19 protein-coding genes are annotated in these 17,759 nt (G+C 65.1%); 8 read left to right on the forward strand and 11 right to left on the reverse strand.

Translation table 11 applies throughout. The features are described from left to right. Positions 1–548: 548 nt before the first annotated feature. The 3 genes from E3T29_RS13495 to E3T29_RS13505 form a co-directional block, all read right to left on the reverse strand. Complete coding sequence (locus tag E3T29_RS13495) at positions 549–1,037, reverse strand: FBP domain-containing protein (protein ID WP_134346064.1); 489 nt, start codon at positions 1,035–1,037, stop codon at positions 549–551. Between the two features lie 84 nt (positions 1,038–1,121). Next, on the reverse strand, positions 1,122–1,412 hold the full coding sequence (locus E3T29_RS13500) for a hypothetical protein (RefSeq protein WP_134346066.1): 291 nt from the start codon (positions 1,410–1,412) through the stop codon (positions 1,122–1,124). 18 nt (positions 1,413–1,430) lie between these two features. Next, on the reverse strand, positions 1,431–1,916 hold the full coding sequence (locus E3T29_RS13505) for a hypothetical protein (RefSeq protein WP_134346068.1): 486 nt from the start codon (positions 1,914–1,916) through the stop codon (positions 1,431–1,433). Between the two features lie 390 nt (positions 1,917–2,306). Here E3T29_RS13505 and E3T29_RS13510 point away from each other — a divergent pair, with 390 nt between their 5' ends. Further along, positions 2,307–3,275, forward strand: a complete 969-nt coding sequence (locus E3T29_RS13510; protein ID WP_134346070.1) for an NAD(P)-dependent alcohol dehydrogenase — start codon at positions 2,307–2,309, stop codon at positions 3,273–3,275. Here the strand turns inward: E3T29_RS13510 and E3T29_RS13515 are convergent. Further along, on the reverse strand, positions 3,253–3,798 hold the full coding sequence (locus E3T29_RS13515; RefSeq protein ID WP_134346089.1) for a CGNR zinc finger domain-containing protein: 546 nt from the start codon (positions 3,796–3,798) through the stop codon (positions 3,253–3,255). The two genes, E3T29_RS13510 and E3T29_RS13515, sit on opposite strands and share 23 nt — an antisense overlap. A 124-nt stretch (positions 3,799–3,922) precedes the next feature. On the opposite strand from E3T29_RS13515, the gene E3T29_RS13520 reads away from it, so the two are divergent. Then, complete coding sequence (locus E3T29_RS13520) at positions 3,923–4,942, forward strand: DMT family transporter (protein ID WP_134346072.1); 1,020 nt, start codon at positions 3,923–3,925, stop codon at positions 4,940–4,942. On the opposite strand, the gene E3T29_RS13525 is transcribed toward E3T29_RS13520, so the two are convergent. Then, a complete protein-coding gene (locus tag E3T29_RS13525; protein ID WP_134346074.1) occupies positions 4,939–5,577 on the reverse strand; it encodes a hypothetical protein in 639 nt (212 codons plus the stop codon). The genes E3T29_RS13520 and E3T29_RS13525 overlap by 4 nt on opposite strands. A 570-nt stretch (positions 5,578–6,147) precedes the next feature. Between E3T29_RS13525 and E3T29_RS13530 the strand changes: the two genes are divergently transcribed. The 3 genes from E3T29_RS13530 (at position 6,148) to E3T29_RS13540 (ending at position 8,287) form a co-directional block, all read left to right on the forward strand. After that, a complete protein-coding gene (locus tag E3T29_RS13530) occupies positions 6,148–6,756 on the forward strand; it encodes a DUF1992 domain-containing protein (RefSeq protein ID WP_134346076.1) in 609 nt (202 codons plus the stop codon). A 98-nt stretch (positions 6,757–6,854) separates the two neighbouring features. Continuing rightward, the gene (locus E3T29_RS13535; protein WP_174776426.1) at positions 6,855–7,076 is read left to right on the forward strand and encodes a hypothetical protein; all 222 of its coding nucleotides are present in this window, start codon (positions 6,855–6,857) and stop codon (positions 7,074–7,076) included. Between the two features lie 179 nt (positions 7,077–7,255). Beyond that, positions 7,256–8,287, forward strand: coding sequence for an NADPH:quinone reductase (locus E3T29_RS13540; protein ID WP_134346078.1), 1,032 nt, complete (start codon positions 7,256–7,258; stop codon positions 8,285–8,287). A 176-nt stretch (positions 8,288–8,463) separates the two neighbouring features. Here E3T29_RS13540 and E3T29_RS13545 read toward each other — a convergent pair whose 3' ends face one another. Then, positions 8,464–10,332 carry a DEAD/DEAH box helicase gene (locus E3T29_RS13545; RefSeq protein WP_134346080.1) on the reverse strand — a complete coding sequence of 623 codons (1,869 nt, stop codon included), beginning with the start codon at positions 10,330–10,332 and terminating at the stop codon, positions 8,464–8,466. A 272-nt stretch (positions 10,333–10,604) separates the two neighbouring features. On the opposite strand from E3T29_RS13545, the gene E3T29_RS13550 reads away from it, so the two are divergent. Beyond that, positions 10,605–11,009: a VOC family protein gene (locus tag E3T29_RS13550; RefSeq protein WP_241987824.1), complete on the forward strand. Its 405-nt coding sequence runs from the start codon at positions 10,605–10,607 to the stop codon at positions 11,007–11,009. A gap of 11 nt (positions 11,010–11,020) precedes the next feature. On the opposite strand, the gene E3T29_RS13555 is transcribed toward E3T29_RS13550, so the two are convergent. After that, the gene (locus E3T29_RS13555; protein ID WP_104130582.1) at positions 11,021–11,797 is read right to left on the reverse strand and encodes an alpha/beta fold hydrolase; all 777 of its coding nucleotides are present in this window, start codon (positions 11,795–11,797) and stop codon (positions 11,021–11,023) included. Positions 11,798–11,902: 105 nt separating this feature from the next. On the opposite strand from E3T29_RS13555, the gene E3T29_RS13560 reads away from it, so the two are divergent. Further along, positions 11,903–12,304, forward strand: a complete 402-nt coding sequence (locus tag E3T29_RS13560) for an ankyrin repeat domain-containing protein (protein WP_198417767.1) — start codon at positions 11,903–11,905, stop codon at positions 12,302–12,304. Between the two features lie 73 nt (positions 12,305–12,377). On the opposite strand, the gene E3T29_RS13565 is transcribed toward E3T29_RS13560, so the two are convergent. From E3T29_RS13565 to E3T29_RS13575, 3 genes are all read right to left on the reverse strand, one after another. Further along, on the reverse strand, positions 12,378–12,941 hold the full coding sequence (locus tag E3T29_RS13565; RefSeq protein ID WP_134346083.1) for a hypothetical protein: 564 nt from the start codon (positions 12,939–12,941) through the stop codon (positions 12,378–12,380). Between the two features lie 253 nt (positions 12,942–13,194). Then, the gene (locus E3T29_RS13570) at positions 13,195–14,055 is read right to left on the reverse strand and encodes a 3-methyladenine DNA glycosylase (RefSeq protein ID WP_370449172.1); all 861 of its coding nucleotides are present in this window, start codon (positions 14,053–14,055) and stop codon (positions 13,195–13,197) included. Further along, the gene (locus tag E3T29_RS13575; protein ID WP_134346085.1) at positions 14,052–14,726 is read right to left on the reverse strand and encodes a TetR/AcrR family transcriptional regulator; all 675 of its coding nucleotides are present in this window, start codon (positions 14,724–14,726) and stop codon (positions 14,052–14,054) included. Before E3T29_RS13575 ends, E3T29_RS13570 begins: the two co-directional genes overlap by 4 nt. Positions 14,727–14,845: 119 nt before the next feature. On the opposite strand from E3T29_RS13575, the gene E3T29_RS13580 reads away from it, so the two are divergent. Continuing rightward, positions 14,846–16,330, forward strand: a complete 1,485-nt coding sequence (locus tag E3T29_RS13580) for an MFS transporter (protein WP_134346087.1) — start codon at positions 14,846–14,848, stop codon at positions 16,328–16,330. A 97-nt stretch (positions 16,331–16,427) separates the two neighbouring features. On the opposite strand, the gene E3T29_RS13585 is transcribed toward E3T29_RS13580, so the two are convergent. Further along, positions 16,428–17,417, reverse strand: coding sequence for a dihydrodipicolinate synthase family protein (locus E3T29_RS13585; RefSeq protein WP_370449174.1), 990 nt, complete (start codon positions 17,415–17,417; stop codon positions 16,428–16,430). Positions 17,418–17,759: the final 342 nt, after the last annotated feature.

Below are 17,759 nucleotides of genomic sequence, written 5' to 3' on the forward strand. Positions count from 1 at the left end.
AACCCGAATGACACCCCGCCCAACGCCGCCAACAACGCATCCCGAGCCTGCTCCACCGCCGCAACGACGGGGTTCGAGCTGGCCTCGCTCGGGTTTTCCATGAACATGGGCGCCATTGCCTCCTTGACACCCATTCTACCGCCAATCGAACACAAAAACGATAGAACCTCAAAAATAATCCCCGCGAGAAATTGGGCCGCCGGATCCGAATTTATCGACGCTGGTACCACTGCTAAGGCACAAGACGTGATAGCAGCTCGTATTTCATCGCCGCAGCGATTTAGTTCCGACGTGGTGGTGTAGAAGTAATGAGCGATTTCTCGTCACAAGTACGTACCGAAAGTTCGCGCATGTCCCACGTCACCGCCCATCAGCATTGCTGCCGTTCCGCGTCGCCGATGCCCGAGTGCGATGTTCGACCGCGGCGGTCGACTTTGCTGAGTTGACTCGTGGCCAACCCGCCGGAACTCCGACGACTGGGCTCAGCCTGCACTCATACCCGGCCAGTACGACAAGCTCAATGTCAGCTCGGAGGACTCCGCACCTCACTAGCCGTCGCGCACGTCCTGCAGAAAGTTTCGTACGTGCTCGCCCAGCGCTTCGATGCGCTGCTGCCGTGCGGCCTCAACGTCGAAGCCGATGTAGGCGACAGAGGGAAGCTTGCGAACGTTCACCGAACACTCGAAATTGGCACAGGCCAGAATGCCGATGGTGTCGCCGTTTCGCCCGGCCTGCCCCGCGCGTTTGGTACTGAAGAACGCCACATCATTGGGCAGCTGCACGTCATTGCACCACGAGCACTGCGGTCGCGTAGTCATCTTTCCCCTGCGCTCGCGCAGCAGTAGCCCGACCGGGTCGTCATCGAGCAGGGCGATGATGTAGCCGATGCCGGGAGCCTTGGGGTCACGCCAGCCGAGATAGTCGAGCTTGTCCCAGGCGAGCGTTGCCAGGTTCGACGGCAGGGTCACCGCCTTGCGCTCACTCAAGGAAGCGTTGATGAACGCGGCCCGGATATCCGTTTCGGTGAGCGGGAGCATGTGAAGCCTTGTCTGTCGGGTGCGCGTTTGGGCAGTTTGTCCAGACTACGCTTGCCGTCGCCACGCGTGCAGCGGTGACGCGAGTCAAGGGCCGCTGACCAGCGTGACGACGAGGATCAGGCATTGGATCAGGGCGAAACCCCAGACGGCGGAAACGAAGGCCCACCAGAAGTGACGGGTGCGTACCGCGAACACCGCACCGCCCAGGCCCAAAACGATGGGAACCACAAAGAGCCAGAGGGGTCTGTTGGCTCCCGATTCGGTCCAATCCGGTATGAGTGCCACGACGATGAGCGCCAAAACCATGAGCGACCAGGTGACAACGGGCCGGTTGGTCTCATTCGAATTGCGGCCGGATGTTTGGGCGGTGGACATAATGCGGATTCTCCCGTCTTAAGCGAACGGATTACACAGACAATAGGTGAAGTAGGTGCTGACGGCAGCGGCCATAACACGCTCTCCGGACGTCATGCGATAAATGTTATTGCGAATGTCGAGAACAATTTGGCGGTCACACGAGCAAGCGAAATAGCCGCGTGCAGCGTAGCAATAGTCATGGGTCTGGCAGATGGAGTCGAGCACGTCGACAGCGTTACCGCCACCGTGGCCCGGACCGCACCAATTGCCCCAGATCGGAACGCTCAGCATGGTGGTCATTTGCTTCTCGCCCGCTCCGCGTTGCGAGACCGCGAGCTGATTGATCAGGCTACCGATCTCACGAGTGGCAGCGGATGCCCCGGCTTCTTCTGCAGCAGCCATGTCGAAGTACGTGAACTCGTCTGCGGCCGTGCGCATGTACTGCAGGGCCAGATTGAGCTGCTCGTCGAATTGGCTCCCGAGCGCGTCGTTGTGTGCCGTTCCATCCCCGGGGGAAGGCAAGGTGTGCGACGGTGGCCCCGGCGGTAAAGCCTGTGCTGTGGGAGACGACGAAAAGCCCAGTATTGCTACCAGGGCCAGGGCCAGTGCCAGTGCCAGCCATGCCCAGACTGGTCGGACAGCGCGCCCTTTAGCTAAACCAATCACGATTGAACCCCCCAATGTTTCACGTACCCTCTTCACCTAGCTATGTATTCGCATATCACGTTAGGCCTAACCCGCGAATGGGTCAAGAATTGGCACGGGAATTCGGTATGGTTTATCGGCGAGATTCGCGTAATTCCGTCTGAAAGCAATTAAAAGACTAACGGAATCTTGTCCTTAACGGATGTGCCTGCGTCGCTCCCGCGGTCGATCGAGAGCGATTTGTCGTTCGAGAGTACGCTGTGCCGCATGAAAGCCGCCGTGTACCGCCATTACGGACCCCCGAGCTTCGTGCACGTCGAGGAGGCGTCGCCTCCGGTGCCGAATGCAGGAGACCTGCTCGTGCGGGTCTTTGCCAGCACGGTCAATCGCACGGACTGCGGGTTTCTCAGCGGCAAGCCCCTCGTGGTACGGCTGTTCAGTGGACTGCGAGCGCCCAGGGCGACGATTCTGGGCTGCGAATTCGCCGGCGAGATCATGGGCGTCGGTACCGGCGTCAGTGCTTTCGCAGTCGGCCAGCGGGTGTTCGGCTACAACGGCGTGAAATTCGGCGGCCATGCCGAGTATCTGACCATCGCCGAGACCGGGCTCGTTGCCGAGATCCCGGCCGGGACATCGTATGAGCAGGCAGCGCCGATCATCGAGGGCGCCCACTACGCGCTCAACATGATTCGGGCGGCCCGGGTCGCGGCCGGGCAGAATGTGCTGGTCAACGGCGGTACGGGAGGTATCGGGTCGGCCGCCGTGCAACTTCTGGTGCAACTCGGCGCCCGTGTCACGGCGGTCTGTGCCACCGCCCATCTGGCCCTGGTGGAATCGCTCGGCGCCGAACGAGTCGTGGATTACCGCCGGGAGGACTTCACCGGCCTCGACAATGAATTCAACGTTGTGCTCGATGCTGTCGGCAAGAGCTCCTTCGGACGGTGCCGGAGCCTTCTCGTTCCGGGCGGAATCTATGTTTCGTCGGAGCTCGGCACCCTGTGGCAGAACCCGGTTCTGGCGCTCATAACGCCCCTGCTGCGCCGGAAGCGAGTGCTGTTTCCCATTCCCCGGGACACGCGCGAGGACGCCCTATTTCTGCAGGGGCTGGTCGCCTCGGGTGAATTTCGGCCGGTGATCGATCGAAGCTACCCGCTCGAGCAGATTCGTGAAGCCTACGAGTACGTGGCGGCCGGCCAAAAGATCGGTAACGTCGTCATTCGCATGCGCGAGGAGTGACCGCAGCAGTAGTTCCGACGGCCTGACGCTCGCGGAACGCGATCATGTTCATGCGGTTACCGCAGCGCACGCTGCAGAAACGTTTGGACCCGTTGCGGGAGAGGTCGAGAACCAGGCCGGTGCAGTCATCCGCTTCGCAGATTCGCAGGCGCCGCATTTCGTCGCTGCGAATCACGTCGATCAGTGCCAGGGCAGCCTCCACGCGCATCCGCTCGCCGAGGGGTGCCTCGGGCACCGTCGCGTGCAGGTGCCAGTCCGACACGTCGTGGCAAGCGAGCTGGGGGAGGGCCCTGGCCTCGCGCAGGATGCGGTTGACCTCGGTGACCGCATCATCGCGGTCGAGGGTCCAGACCCGGCGAAGCAGCGCGCGGGTCTGCCGCACGTCGAGCAGTTCGGCATCGTTGCCGTCGATGCGGCCGGTGAACGGAATCGGCGCGAGCAGCGCGGCGAGGTCGGCAACCGTTTCGAGTTCGTCACGGCCACTGCGCGAAGCGCCCGGATCGGTGTCGCCCAGCAGAACCATAAATTCGAGAGCCTCCTCGGTGTCAGGGGCAAAATGCAAGTTGACTCCATAACAAATCGGTTCTACTGTCAGTGGCGTAGGCCAGTTTAGACCATGACGGGCCCCTGTCGTCCGAAGGAGAAGCATGAAGATCTCGTCCCTGCCGGGAGGCCTGATCGTCGCTGCCCTTGCCGCCATCTCGTTTGGAACATCGGGCGCTCTGGTCAAGCCGATGCTCGAGGCTGGCTGGTCACCGACGGCGGCAGTGACAGCCCGTGCGTTGACCGCCGGGCTCGTGCTGCTGCCGCTCGCGCTGTATTCGCTGCGCGGGCGTTGGGCTGCCCTGTGGCTGGGCCGCTGGCGGGTGCTCGGAATGGGCATCGTCGGTGTCGCGTGCACGCAACTGGCCTATTTTGCCGCGCTGCAGACCATTCCGGTCACGACCGCGCTGCTCATTGAATTTCTCGCACCGCTGATTCTGGTCGGCTTTGTCTGGGTGACGACCAAGCGGATGCCGCGCCGCACGGTTTTGCTCGGCTCGGCTCTCGCCGTAGGCGGGCTGCTGCTCGTGATCGGGCCCGGCGCCATTCGGGCCGTCGATCCGGTGGGAGTGCTGTTCGCCTTCGGCGCGGCCATCGCCTGCGCCGTGTTCTTCGTGGTGGCCGCCCGCCCGGCCCAAGGCTTGCCGCCGATCGCGCTGGCGGCGTTCGGGCTGCTGGTCGGGGGTGGTGTGCTGGGTTTGCTCGGCCTGACCGGTCTGCTCCCGTTCACCGCATCGCTTCGTGACCTGTCCCTGCTCGGTACGGTCGTGCCGTGGTGGGTGCCGCTGCTCGCCCTGGCGACTATCAGTACCGCGATCGCCTATGCGGCCGGCATCACGGCGGCGGGAATTCTCGGGTCGAGGCTCGCCTCGTTCGTGGGCCTGCTCGAGGTTATCTTCGCGTCGCTCTTCGCCTGGCTGCTGCTGGGCGAGGTGCTGACGCCGCTGCAGCTGCTCGGTGGGGTCCTGATTCTGGGTGGCATCGCAGCCGTGGGGGAGGAACGCGTCGAGCTGGCCGCCGAGGCGCTGCCGCCCGACGAGCCGGAACTGCCGCACGCGCACGGGGACGCGCATAGCGACGAGGCCGCCGCCTCCGATGCGGCGAAAGCCGACGCATCCGCTTAGGCGATCAGCACCGGGGCCGGATCGTCGATGGTCTGCGGGTTCAGCACGACCTCGAGGGCGTCGGCACGGCCGAGCGAACCGGGATAGTTGTAGCGGGCAAAGCGCCCGGTAGGGTCATTCGGGGTCTGCGGAACGGCAATCGACGACCGGCGGATGATCTCCGCAACGATGTCGGTCACCGCGGTCGGCAGCGTCTGTGCGGTGCGACCGCGCAGGCGAACGGATGCCCGTGGCCCGCCCTCCGCGCCGAACCGCAGCGTGAGCATGCGGGTGTGGGCGCGCTTTCGGTCGAACATTTCGAGTCGGGCCCACACGATGTCAGCCAGCGGCACGACTCGGCGGCCGGCCCGCAGTTCGTTCCTGTCGAAGCTCACCCAGGCCTGCGGGTAGCGCAGTCGCTGCACCAGGTAGAGCACCAGGAACACCGGCACGATGGCTCCGAGGGCCATCAGGAAACCCCACCAGATCGAGATATCGAAACTTCGAGCGGTCGTGGTTCCGAGATTGATCGGCACGATGCCGAGCATGATGCCGTTCAGCGGGGTTACCGCGAAGGTGCCCCACCAACCGGCCCGGTCCAGTCTCAGCCAGCCTGCAGGCAGCGGCTCTGGAGTCGGCGCGGTGGATTCGCTCATGCCTGCAACGTACCAGCCACCTCGTTCTGCGGCACAATGCGAGACGCCCGTTACCCACGCGAAGGCGCGAGTCTAGTCATCCGTTGGGGGTGCCGATCCGAACCGCATGCTCGCGGCATCGGGCGACAGTTCTCGAGAGGCTCGGCGAAGGTAACGGGCCACGACCGCTTGCTCGTCGTCGGTGAACTCGGTGGTGATGGCGTCGAGAGAGTCGAAGAGCGGCCCCAGCTCACCGAGAATGCGAGCGACCGCCGCCTCCTGCGGACACTCGCCTTCGGTCCGTGTTGTCGCGGCTGGCGATCTTCGGACTGGCGCACTGCTGCAGGTGTTCTGGTGGAGGAGCGTTCAACTCCTGTTCGGCATGCTGGCGCTCGCCATCATCGTGCCCGGGTTCCGGTGCCGGAGGCTTTCGCCCACGGCCTCAGTGGCTCGATGTGGGTCGCCGCCATCGTGCTCGTCGTGGCCGCGGTCGTCACGGCCTGTGTAGCACCACGCACCAGGCCGCGAACATTGAGGCGATGGGTCGGTCGCGGAACAACTCTGACACCCCGGCGACCTAGGCTGGCAGCCATGACCGGTAAGAAGGACCGCCCCGACTCGCGACTCAACGCCGCTCGATACCAGGTCGAGCGGATGTCGCCGCCGGCGCCAGCAGATTCCGCGGCGGCTGACGACACGGACACGAACTCCGCCGGGCAGTCCATGATGGAAGCCCGCGCACAGTACGTGGAAATGGCTATTCAGCAGGCCATTCGTCGCGGTGAGTTCGACAACCTGCCGGGTGCGGGCAAGCCGCTCGCGAACCTCGAGCGTGGGTATGACCCGGACTGGTGGATTCGGCAGAAGATCGAGAGCGAGAAGATCACCGGGCTCGGGCCGCCGGCCCTCACCCTGCGCACCGAGAACGCCGAGCTCGACGCGCGGCTAGACAGTGCGCAGTCTGAGGCTGCGGTCACCGAGATTCTCAGGGATTTCAACAGCCGGGTGGTGTCGGCACGCCGGCAGCTGCAGGGTGGGCCGCCCGTGGTCACGCCCACCCGGGACGTGGCCGAACACGTCGCGCTGTGGCGGGAGCGCCGGGCCGCCCGGAGCGACGCGGCCCGGCAGCAGCGGGAGAGTGAGGCCGCATTGCTCGCCGCCCTGACCTGGCGGGAACGCCGCCGCGCTCGCCGCCGCTGACCGCCACCCCGCTGACCGCCATCCCGCTGACCGCTACGGATGCCGGGGCCACGCAGCCGCGTCGCGTAACGTTGGACAGCCCACGAGAATGCCGCGCGATGACTGATGCGCCAACGACCACACACGAATCGGGCCTGACCGCCGCGAGCACCGAGGCTCTCAGTGTGCGAGCGCTCTATGAAATTCTCGAACAACGCGTCAACGGCAAGACCTGGTCGCTGAACGAAATGGCCATCGGCTACACCAATGACGTCTGCTACGTCGGCCGGTTGCTGCTCGTCCACGACGGAACCTGGCCGATCGACGGACGCGACCGCTGAACTCAAGCACAAGCTCGCTGAATCACTCTGGTGGACCTTCGTACTAGCCGACAAGCTCGACATTGATATCGACCAGGCATTCACCGGCACCATGACGACCATTCGCACTAATCTGCAGGCCACGAGCGAACGCACGAAACCGCAGGGAACAAATTGGCGCAGCAGGCGTTGGGTTTGCCATGAAGACAATTGTGTACAGCGAAACCGGTGACCCGTCCGTGCTCCACCTTGTCGATCGAATGGTGACCGAACCCGGAGCCAGCGAAGTGCGCGTGCGTATCGTGGTGAGTGGTGTGAACCCGACCGACTGGAAGTCGCGGCGCGGCTCACAACCGGGAGAAGCTCTGGCTTTTCCCGACGTGGTGCCGAATCAGGACGGCTCGGGACTCGTCGACGCCGTCGGAGCCGGAGTCTCGAACGTGGCCGTCGGTGATCGCGTCTGGCTCGCGCTCGCCGCCTATCAGCGGGCCAACAGCGGCACCGCCCAGGAATACGCGGTAGTCCCCGCGGAACGTGTGTTTCTGCTGCCCGCCGCGGCCAGTTTCGACCAGGGCGCCAGCCTCGGAGTGCCGGCCGTCACCGCCTACCGCGCCCTTACCGTGGCCGAGGACGGGCCGCGGCGCCTGCATCCGGGCGCGCTCGACGGCAAGATCGTGCTCGTCGCGGGCGGCGCCGGTGCCGTCGGTCACGCCGCCATCCAACTCGCTCGCTGGGCCGGAGCGACGGTGATCACGACGGTGAGCGGGCCGGTCAAAGCGGCCCTCGCGAAAGCCGCCGGCGTCCACCACGTCGTCACGTACACCGACTCCGATGTCGCCGCTGAAATTCGAGCCATCGCACCCGATGGAGTCGACCTCATCGTCGAGGTAGCCCCCGCCCAGAACTCCGACCTCAACCTTAAGGTTATTCGCAACCGCGGCTCCATCGCCGTCTACGCCAACAACGGCGGCGATCTGATGACCCTCGACGTGCGCAAACACTTCAGCCTCAACGTGCGCTACCAGTTTCTGCTGCTCTACACAGTCGGCATCGAAGTCGTGCAGCAGGCCGCAGCGGCCATCCATGAAGCACTCGTAGACGGCGCGCTGCCCATCGGAGCGGATGCCGGACTCCCACTGCACCGCTTCGACCTGGCGCAGACAGCCGATGCCCACGCCCTCGTCGAGAGCGGCGCCACCGGCAAGGTACTCATTGACGTTTCGGCGAGCTGACCCGCGGTGGCCAAATCAGGAGATCCTGCCGGGTGTCGAACGGGTGCCGCGTGTTTTTGGTCACCAAGGATGCCCGAGGTGCGTTCTTCCTTAATTAGCCCCCGAGATGGCCGAGACATAACTGAAACGCACCCTCGTCGCGAACGACGAGGGTGCGTTTCAGGCGATCGAGGGTTCTAGTACTCGCGGCGCGGGGCGCGCGGCGGGCGATCATTCTGCTCGGCGGAGCGTGAAGCGCCGCCCTTGTCGGCCCGCAGCTCGATGAGCTTGCCGCTGATGCGGGTGTTCTCCAGCTTGGAGAACACGTCGCCTGACAGGTCAGCGGGCAGCTCGACCAGCGAGAACTCCGGCAGAATCTTGATGTGCCCGAAGTCGTCGCGGCTCAGGCCACCCTCGTTGGCGAGGGCGCCGACGATCTGACGTGGCTCCACCTTGTGACGCTTGCCGACCTCGATGCGATACTGCGCCATCGGCTTGCCACTGGAGCGCACCGGGCGTTCGCTGCGAACCGGACGGTCGTCGCGGGCGCCGTAGCTACCGCGATCGTCGCGGCTGCCGCCACGGTCATCGCGATTGAAACGATCGGGGCGGTCGGATCGGCCGCCACGCTCCGGGCGGTCGCCGCGCTGCTCCGAGCGCTCAACGCGCTCGTCGCGTTCGATGCGCTGCTGGGCGCGAACATCCTCGGCGGACAGCAGCAGGGGAGTCTCGCCCTGCGACACCACGGCCAGGGCAGCGGCCACGTCGACCTCTGGCACATCGTGGTGGGAGACATAGTGCGCGATAATATCGCGGAACTTGCTGATGCGATCGGTCTCATCCAATGCCGCGGTGATGGCATCGTCGAAACGGGTGAGGCGCGTCACGTTGACGTCCTCGACGCTCGGCAGCTGCATTTGGGTGAGCGGCTGCCGGGTGGCCTTCTCGATCGCGGTGAGCAGGCGACGCTCGCGCGGGGTGACGAAGCTGATCGCGGCTCCCGAGCGGCCGGCCCGGCCGGTGCGGCCGATGCGGTGCACGTACGACTCGGTGTCGATCGGGATGTCGTAGTTGACGACGTGGCTGATGCGCTCCACGTCGAGGCCGCGAGCAGCGACATCCGTTGCGACGAGAATGTCGAGTTTGCCGCTCTTGAGCTGGTTGATGGTGCGTTCGCGCTGCACCTGCTGCACGTCGCCGTTGATCGCCATGGCCGAATAGCCGCGGGCGCGCAGCTTCTCGGCGAGAAGCTCGGTCTCGTTCTTGGTGCGGGCGAAAATGATCATGCCCTCGAAGTTCTCGACTTCGAGAATGCGGGTGAGGGCGTCAAGCTTCTGCGGGTACGACACCATCAGGTAGCGCTGGGTGGTGTTGGCGCTGGTCGTGGTCTTGTTCTTGACCGTGATCTCTTCGGGATCGTGCAGGTACTTCTTGGAGATGCGGCGAATCTGCGCCGGCATCGTGGCCGAGAAAAGGGCGACCTGCTTGTCGTCCGGGGTGTCGGCCAGAATCGTCTCGATGTCCTCGACGAAGCCCATGTTCAGCATCTCGTCGGCCTCATCGAGCACCAAAAACTTCAACTCCGTGAGGTCAAGGGTGCCCTTGGCCAGGTGATCCATGATGCGGCCGGGAGTACCGACGACGATGTGCACGCCGCGACGCAGGGCCGACAGCTGCTGGCCGTAACCCTGTCCGCCGTAGACCGGCAGCACGTGCACGCCACGCATGTGGGCAGCGTACTTCTCGAAGGCCTCACAAACCTGCAGGGCGAGCTCGCGGGTGGGCGCGAGTACGAGGGCCTGCGGGTTCTTCTGCGACAGGTCGAGACGGTTCAGAATCGGCAGCGCGAACGCGGCCGTCTTTCCGGTACCGGTCTGGGCGAGTCCGACAACGTCGCGACCCTCCAACAGTGGGGGAATAGTGGCGGCCTGAATGGCCGAGGGGGTTTCGTAGCCGACGACTTTGAGCGCCTTGAGCATGGCGTCATTGAGTCCGAGATCGGCAAATGTCTTGGTTGCAGTGGCAGTTTCTGCCTCGTTCTGCGCTGTGGTGTCTGGTGCGGTCATAGTACAACGGTAGTCGAAGAGTTCGCCCGCGGCGTAAAGGCTCGTCCGGCGACCGGGAAAGCGGATGCCGGCAGCCGCGGCATCCGCTTACTCAGTGCGCAGGTCGACCTGCGCCCGCCCCCGCTCGCGGCACGTGTTGGAGAGGTTCGCCCCTGTTTGAACCAGTGCCAACCTCTCAAACCAGTGCCACGAGCGCCATGCAGACAACTGACCCACGCTCAGGCCGGGCTGTAAGACTTGATGCATGGAACAACGCGTAAATTTTCATCACCCTGGCCACCAGCGACCTCGAGGCGGTTCGCACGTTTTATCGTGACGGCCTGGGCTGGACTCCGCTCGTGGACGTTCCCGGTGAGATCGTCTTCTTCCAGGTTGGTCCCGGCCTCATGCTCGGCCTGTTCGACGCTCGGAAGTTCGACGAAGACTTACAACGCGAACACATAACCACCGGTGCGACCGGCATCACCCTCTCGCACAACCTCAAAAGCCGGGACGACGTCACTGCAACGATTGCCGCCATGAAAGCCGCCGGCGGAACCGTGCTGAAGCCCGCCCAGGACGGCGCCTTCGGCGGCATCTTTCACGGCCACGTCGCCGACCCGAACGGCGTCATCTGGGAGATCGCGCACAACCCCGGCTGGCACGTCGACGACGACGGAACCGTGTCGCTCGGCTAAGCCTTCAGAAGCTAAGCCTTCAGAAACTCGATCGCCGCCTCGCGGAACGGCCGTGACGTGGGCGCGTTGAAGTGGTTGCGGCCGGGAATCTCGAAGAAGCCACCGTTCGGTGTGGCCTCGGCCAACGCCCTGGATGCATCGAGAATGCTGTCCTCACTTCCGGTCGCGAACAACACCGGTTGGTTCGGCGCGTTGGTCGGTCCGGGCTGCGGCCCGCCACGCATTCCTTCGACCAAGGCAACCAGCGCCGCGAGGTCATTGCCCGGCTGGGCCTTCGCCATCTCGAGGAAGATGCCGGTGAGGCGATCGGTTACTTCGGTGCCGTGCTCGAGGTGGGCGCGGGCATCCGCTATCTGAAAACGTTTCAGCGGATCGCCGTCGGGAATGCCGCCGAGCACCGCCTGCGTGATGCGGCCACCCATTTCGCGGGCGGCCTGCCAGCCGACGCGGGCGCCGAGGGAGTAGCCGACGTAGCGCACCTCGGTGAGCAGGTAGGCGTCGAGTACGGCCTCGACGTCGCCGACCAGCAGCTCCATCGTGTACGCGTCGGGGGAGTGCGGCTTGTCGCTTGCGCCATGGCCACGCTGGTCGATGCCGATCACGTGAAAGCCGGCGCGGGTGAGGTCGCGAGTCCAGCCGGTGGCGTGCCAGTTCGCGATCGCGCTCGACGCGAAGCCGTGCACGACGAAAACGGTCGGATTCTCGGGATCTCCGAGCTCATAGGTGGCCAGCTGCACGCCGTCCAGGGACGGAACAAAACGGTGCTCGGGCGCGGTTCGGTGCAACATCCCCCTATCTCACCACGGATGCTGCGGTCGCTGTTTACCACAATCGCTCACCACCGCCCCGCGCCGGTTACGCTGGGCCAACGGTAAACGAGCGAGAGCAGTGCAGTGAACGAGAACACATCCGGGCTCAGCCCCGAGGTCATCGAGGGCGTTTTCAACCTCGCCCGCGACGGCCAGACCGGTCCGCTGGGCGAAATGATCGACGCCGGAGTCGGCCTCAACGTTCTCAACCCGCGGGGCGACACCCTGCTCATCGTCGCGGCCTACCAGCAGCAGCCCGAGACCGTCGGTGAGCTGCTTCGGCGCGGGGCGGACGCATCCGTTGTGAACGCCATGGGTCAGACCGCGATCTCGTGTGCGGTCTTTCGGGGTAACGAAGCCATTCTGCGGCTGTTGCTCGAAGCGGATGCCGACCCCCGCCTCGGCACGCACAGTGGGGTGGCCATCGCCGACCAGTTCGGCCTGCCCCGCATGCGCGAGATCATCGAGTCGTACCCGCGCGACTGACTGCCCGCGCGACCGACCGCACACAAAAAGGGCGCCTCCCGAGGGGGAGACGCCCTGGCTGCTGGTGGGTTGGTTAGCGGCCGAGTCCGAGGCCGAGGCCACCGAGAACATCGTTGACGATCGAGTCGACCGAGCTGTTGATGTCGCCGCTGTTGACATCTTCGACGTCGACTCCGCCGACATCGGTGCCGTTGCCGGCGTCAATCGGTGCGGTGATGGGGGCTTCGATCGGTGCGACCACGTCGTTGCCGTTGCCGACGGACGCGCCGTTGCCGACCTCGTTGCCCGAGGCGACGTCACCGTTGAGCGAGTCTGAAACGAGCGGGCCGTTGACGACTCCGCCGTTCACCAGACCGCCGTTGGCCACGCCACCGAGCGAGGTGTCGTTGCCGAGCACGCCGTTGCCGGTCGAGTCGTTGCCGGAGAGGTTGAACAGGTCGCCGATGAGGTCGAGGCGGTTCTGCTTCGAAGAGCTGTCCGTGGAGGTGCTGGTACTCGTCGTGGTGCTCGTGCTGTCGCCGTCGAACGCCTGGGCTGGGGCGACGAAGCCACCAATGATAAGAGCGGATGCTGCGGCGCCGGTGATGCCCAGCGCGGTGATCTTGCGAATGTTCGTGTGCTTCGTGATCGCGTTCATGAGAGCTCCAATTCGTTGTTCTGTTCCGGCCTCGAGGTCTTTTCGGGCCGCACAGATGGTCCGGAGCCCCGGCCAATGTGGTTTGGTCGGCATAACCCAAATGGGTGCTGCCGACCGCTCTGAGCTGGGCGCGCACTCGCCGTGACCCGCCAGGATCGCCGCGGCGAGGGGCATCCGCTCGTCGCGGAGGCAAAACCTGAAAAGAAGCTGGCAACCGCGGCAACCGAGCAATCGCGAGCAATCGCGAGCAATTTCAGGCGAGAAGGCTCACGACCCGATCGCGCAGCAGGTTGCTGCGCTCAGTGAAACCGCGTTGGCGGCGCACATACTCGGCTTTGCCCTCGGGGGTCTCGACTTCGACCGGCGCATAGCCCCAGTCGCTCAGGTCGTAGGGGGAGGCCTCCATATCGAGCCGGCGAATGTCGCGCGCGAGTTCGAAGGAGTCGAGCAAAACTTCACCGGGAACCAGGGGCCCGAGCTTGATTACCCACTTATAGATGTCCATTCCGGCGTGCAGGCAGCCGGGCTGCTCCATCGCCGGCTGGTTCTCCCGGGTCGGCTGCAGCCGATTGAGCGGCAGGGCTGCGGGAGTGAAGAATCGAAAAGCGTCAAAATGGCTGCACGCTATGCGGCTTTCGGCGACGACGGCATCCGTGTCGCTCTGGCCGAGGCGCAGCGGCGCGACGTGCCGGTGTTCGCCCTGGCGGTAGACCATCGCCCACTCGTGCAGGCCGAAACAGCCGAAGTGGGCCGGTCGTTGCCGGGTGGCCGTGAGGAGATTTACGATGAAACGGATGACGCGCTCGTTCTTTTCGGAGAAGGCCGCAGCATCCACCTGGCTGGCGGTGCCTATCGTGCGATACCACTTCCAGCTGGCGCGGGGGTCGTCGGCGGCGTCCTGCAGCAGCACGCCGGCACCGGGATGCCAACGGCGCAGCAGGCCGGGACGAAACGGGTAGTAGGTGAACAGAAAATCGTCGACCGGATGCGTCTGACCGGTCGCCGCGCGCTCGCGCCTGGCCCGAGTGAGCGCGTCGGCGCGGCGTTCGTGGTCCTGCTCGAGGCTTCGCCACTTGGTGGCCCCGAGCACGCGAGTCTCCGTGTTCACTGTCACGTGTCAGTTGCACCCGCCCCGCCGTCAACCGTGGCGAGTGGGCGGCCCAGGCCGACCGCGGGCAGCACGACGCCGTCGATCAGCTGAATGAAGAAGTCGCGATTGACCGGTTTCTGCAGCACCAGCACGCGGTAGATGGCCATGGACTGGCTGAGCATGGCGAGGTTATCGATGTCGGAGTGCTCCGAAATCTCGCCACGGTCAATGGCGCGCTGCAGCAGAATGCGATTAGCGGATGCCCGCGGCTCCACGATCGCCGCCCGCGCCACCTCGGCGAGCTCGGGGTTGCGGGAGATCATCGACATGAGTCCGGCCATGATGCGCATCTTGCGGGCGCCATCTTCGATGGCGTGCGGCTTGATCATGGCCACGAGGTCGCCGCGCAGAGTGCCGGTGTCTGGCAGGTGGTCGCGGTCGAAGTCGCCGCGTTTCATGCAGGCGACGGCGTCGATGACGAGTTCGCCCTTGGATTGCCAGCGACGGTAGAGCGTGGCTTTACCCGCCCTGGCCCGGGCGGCCACCATTTCCATGGTCATTCCGTCGTAGCCGGTTTCGGCGAGCACTTCGAGGGCAGCGTCGAGAATGTCGGGGTCGCGGGTGTGGTCGCGTTTGCGCCCCAGTTTCGCGGCCTCCTCGACGGTCTCCTCGAGCGGGCTCGCATCGCGCGTCATCGCTGGCCCCCTTCGTTCGTGCCTGCTATTTCGTGCCTGGTGTTTCGTACTCGTAAATTATCGCATATTCAGGAACTGTTAAGATCCGGAACTACTCAGTTTCGTATAGAGTATCCGACATGTCACAGACTTCCTCCGTCGCGTCGCCCGAAATCGTCGCCGCACCACCCACCTCCCGCCGCTGGTGGACCCTCTGCGTGGTCGGGCTCGCCCAGCTCATGGTCGTGCTCGATTCCACCGTGGTCAACATCGCGCTGCCGTCGGCCCAGGCCGATCTCGGCTTCTCCAACGGCGACCGCCAGTGGATCGTCACGGCATACTCACTCGCCTTCGGTAGCCTGCTGCTTTTGGGCGGTCGCCTTTCCGACCTGATCGGCCGAAAACGCACCTTCATCATCGGTCTGATCGGATTCGCCGCCGCGTCAGCGCTGGGCGGAGCGGCCGACAGCTTCGGCATGCTGGTCGGAGCCCGCGCCTTGCAGGGAGCATTCGGCGCACTGCTCGCCCCGACCGCCCTCGCGGTGCTCACCACGACCTTCACGATTCGCAAGGAACGCGCGCGTGCCTTCGGCGTGTTCGGCGCGATCGCCGGTGCCGGCGGTGCCGTCGGTCTGCTCCTCGGCGGGTACCTCACCGAAAACTTCGACTGGCGCTGGAACCTCTACATCAACGTCGTCATCGCGGTGATCGCCATCGTCGGCGCGGCCATCTTCGTCAGCCACGCCACGCGCACGGGCCCTCGCCCCAAGCTCGACATCCCCGGCACGTTGCTCGTCTCCGGTGCTCTGTTCGGACTGGTCTACGGATTCTCCAACGCGGAGACCGACGGCTGGGATTCGATCCTTACCTGGGGCACGCTGTCAGCGGCCGGGGTTCTACTGGTCGCGTTCGTGCTCTGGCAACGCAAGGCGGCGCATCCGCTTCTGCCGTTGGCCATCGTGCTGGATCGCAACCGTGCTGCCGCGTACATCTCGATTCTCATCGCCGGAGCGGGCATGTTCGGCATCTTCCTGTTCGTGACCTACTACCTGCAGACGTCGTTGCAGTACTCGCCGATGCAGACCGGACTGTCCTTCCTACCAATGATCGCCATGCTCGTGCTTGCCGCGCAGCTGTCGACGAACATTTTCGTGCCGCGATTTGGCCCCAAAGTTTTGGTGCCGCTCGGCATGAGCCTCGGCGCGATCGGCATGATCTATCTCACTCACCTCGACCTGAACAGCGTCTACGTGCTCGACGTGCTGCCGCCGCTGATGATTCTCGGACTCGCGATGGGAACGATCATGCCCGCCTCGATGCAGACCGCTACCCTCGGGGTCGACGGCCAGTTCGCCGGCGTCGCCTCGGCCATGGTCAACACCAGCCAGCAGGTCGGCGGATCCATCGGCACCGCGCTGCTCAACACCCTCGCGGCCACCGCGGCCACCGCGGCCACCAACTATGTCGCCGCCCACCTGCCCGCGACGGCAGCGGTCGCCGCCCAGGCCGCCGTGCAGAGCTACGCGGTCGCCTACTGGTGGGGGGCGTCGTTCTTCATCGTCGGCGCCATCGTGGCTGCCTTGCTGTTTCGCCGCATCGGGCACGGCATCTCGCTGCGCCACTGAGACTGCGCTACTGAAATGCCCAGCCGCGAAGCTGCCCGCTACCCGCGTCGAGAGCGGATGCCCGGCCTCGGCCGTGCAGACCTCGCCTGGGTCTGCGCTAATTCAGGCCAAGCACGACCAGCGCCGCCTCGAGTTCGCGCCGGGCGGCTTGGTCGAGGGGGAGCAGGGGCAGCGGCAGGTTGGGCGAATTCGCGAGACCTAGCGATTCTGCCGCTGCCGACACGATCCGCAGGCTGCCGTAGCGTTGAAAAAGCGCCCACAGCGGTTCGAGTCGGTCGGAGGCAGCGACGGCCGCCGCACTGCTTCCAGTCTGCGCGGCACGCGTGATGGCGAGTGCAGTCTCGGGAAATAGGCCGGCGAGCACGCTGTACCAGGCATCGGCACCGCCGAGCAGTCCGCCGGCCGCGAGCCAGTCCCCGGAGACGCCGATCGTGACATGCGCGGGAATCACGGCGCGGAGCACGGCGATTCTCCCAGGGGCCTCTTCGACGGCGATCCCCGGAATCTTGATCGAGCCGATTTTGGGAAGCGCGGCAATACGACCGTGCAACTCGTCACTGAACCTGACGTGGGTGGTGCCGGGGTTGTCGTAGACGACGAGCGGAACGGATATTTCTGCTGTGACGGCTTCGTATAGTCCGAACACCTCATCGTCGGTCAACGGCTGATAGGTCATCGGCGCCAGCAGTACCGCGGCGGCGCCGGCGCTCTGGGCATCCGCTGCGAGGTTGAGCACGTCGCGGGTGCGCAGCGCGCCGATTCCCACGATGACCGGGGTCGTCCCGGCCGCCTCGACGGCAGTGCGTGCGGCCCAGGCCCGCTGTTCACGGCTGAGGTAGGCGTACCCGCCGGTGGAGCCGAGCGCACCGATCGAGTCGACGCCGGCATCTGCGAGCCGGGTAACCAAACCGACGAACGCCCGCTCATCGATGCCCTTTTCGTCGATCGGGGTGAGGGGAAATGCGCTGAGTCCAGTGAACAGAGTGTGCCCCTTCGTCGGTGTGCGCGCCTTGCGGCGCTCTGACCATCCTCCCGTACGTTGCGAGATCGGATTGGCCGCTCGTTCCGCAACGTAGGGCCAATCCACTGATGGAGGCCGCGCTGAGTGGGGCGTGATCAGTCTTATGGTCGCGACGGCGCCGCTGGTCGAGCCTGTCGAGCCCGCCATAGTCCTTGCGGTGGCTGTCTGCGCCGCCCAGCCATCCCGGGTGCCCAGTACCGAGCGCCGGGTGCTGGGTGCTGGGTGCTGGGTGCCTTGGGCCGTTCGGGCTTATTTGTTCCAGTTGGGTTTCTCGGCGGGGATGGCGGCGCGGTTTTGGCCGGCGGGGCGCCAGGTGTGGGTGGGGTCGAAGATGAGGGGTCCGCGGATCCAGGGGCGGCCGTCGCGCATGTCGATGTCCCAGCCGGAGGTGTCGATGCTGGAGTGGGC

It is taken from the genome of Cryobacterium sp. TMT1-66-1, assembly GCF_004403435.1.
GTDB lineage: Bacteria > Actinomycetota > Actinomycetes > Actinomycetales > Microbacteriaceae > Cryobacterium > Cryobacterium flavum.

Coding starts and splice junctions, on each gene's coding strand:
- E3T29_RS13530 (WP_134346076.1), top strand. CDS start 6,148: ATGACCGGTAAGAAGGACCGCCCCGACTCGCGACTCAACGCCGCTCGA.
- E3T29_RS13535 (WP_174776426.1), top strand. CDS start 6,855: ATGACTGATGCGCCAACGACCACACACGAATCGGGCCTGACCGCCGCG.
- E3T29_RS13540 (WP_134346078.1), top strand. CDS start 7,256: ATGAAGACAATTGTGTACAGCGAAACCGGTGACCCGTCCGTGCTCCAC.
- E3T29_RS13495 (WP_134346064.1), bottom strand. CDS start 1,037: ATGCTCCCGCTCACCGAAACGGATATCCGGGCCGCGTTCATCAACGCT.
- E3T29_RS13575 (WP_134346085.1), bottom strand. CDS start 14,726: ATGACGCGCGATGCGAGCCCGCTCGAGGAGACCGTCGAGGAGGCCGCG.
- E3T29_RS13500 (WP_134346066.1), bottom strand. CDS start 1,412: ATGTCCACCGCCCAAACATCCGGCCGCAATTCGAATGAGACCAACCGG.
- E3T29_RS13545 (WP_134346080.1), bottom strand. CDS start 10,332: ATGACCGCACCAGACACCACAGCGCAGAACGAGGCAGAAACTGCCACT.
- E3T29_RS13580 (WP_134346087.1), top strand. CDS start 14,846: ATGTCACAGACTTCCTCCGTCGCGTCGCCCGAAATCGTCGCCGCACCA.
- E3T29_RS13510 (WP_134346070.1), top strand. CDS start 2,307: ATGAAAGCCGCCGTGTACCGCCATTACGGACCCCCGAGCTTCGTGCAC.
- E3T29_RS13525 (WP_134346074.1), bottom strand. CDS start 5,577: ATGAGCGAATCCACCGCGCCGACTCCAGAGCCGCTGCCTGCAGGCTGG.
- E3T29_RS13565 (WP_134346083.1), bottom strand. CDS start 12,941: ATGAACGCGATCACGAAGCACACGAACATTCGCAAGATCACCGCGCTG.
- E3T29_RS13520 (WP_134346072.1), top strand. CDS start 3,923: ATGAAGATCTCGTCCCTGCCGGGAGGCCTGATCGTCGCTGCCCTTGCC.
- E3T29_RS13515 (WP_134346089.1), bottom strand. CDS start 3,798: ATGGTTCTGCTGGGCGACACCGATCCGGGCGCTTCGCGCAGTGGCCGT.
- E3T29_RS13555 (WP_104130582.1), bottom strand. CDS start 11,797: ATGTTGCACCGAACCGCGCCCGAGCACCGTTTTGTTCCGTCCCTGGAC.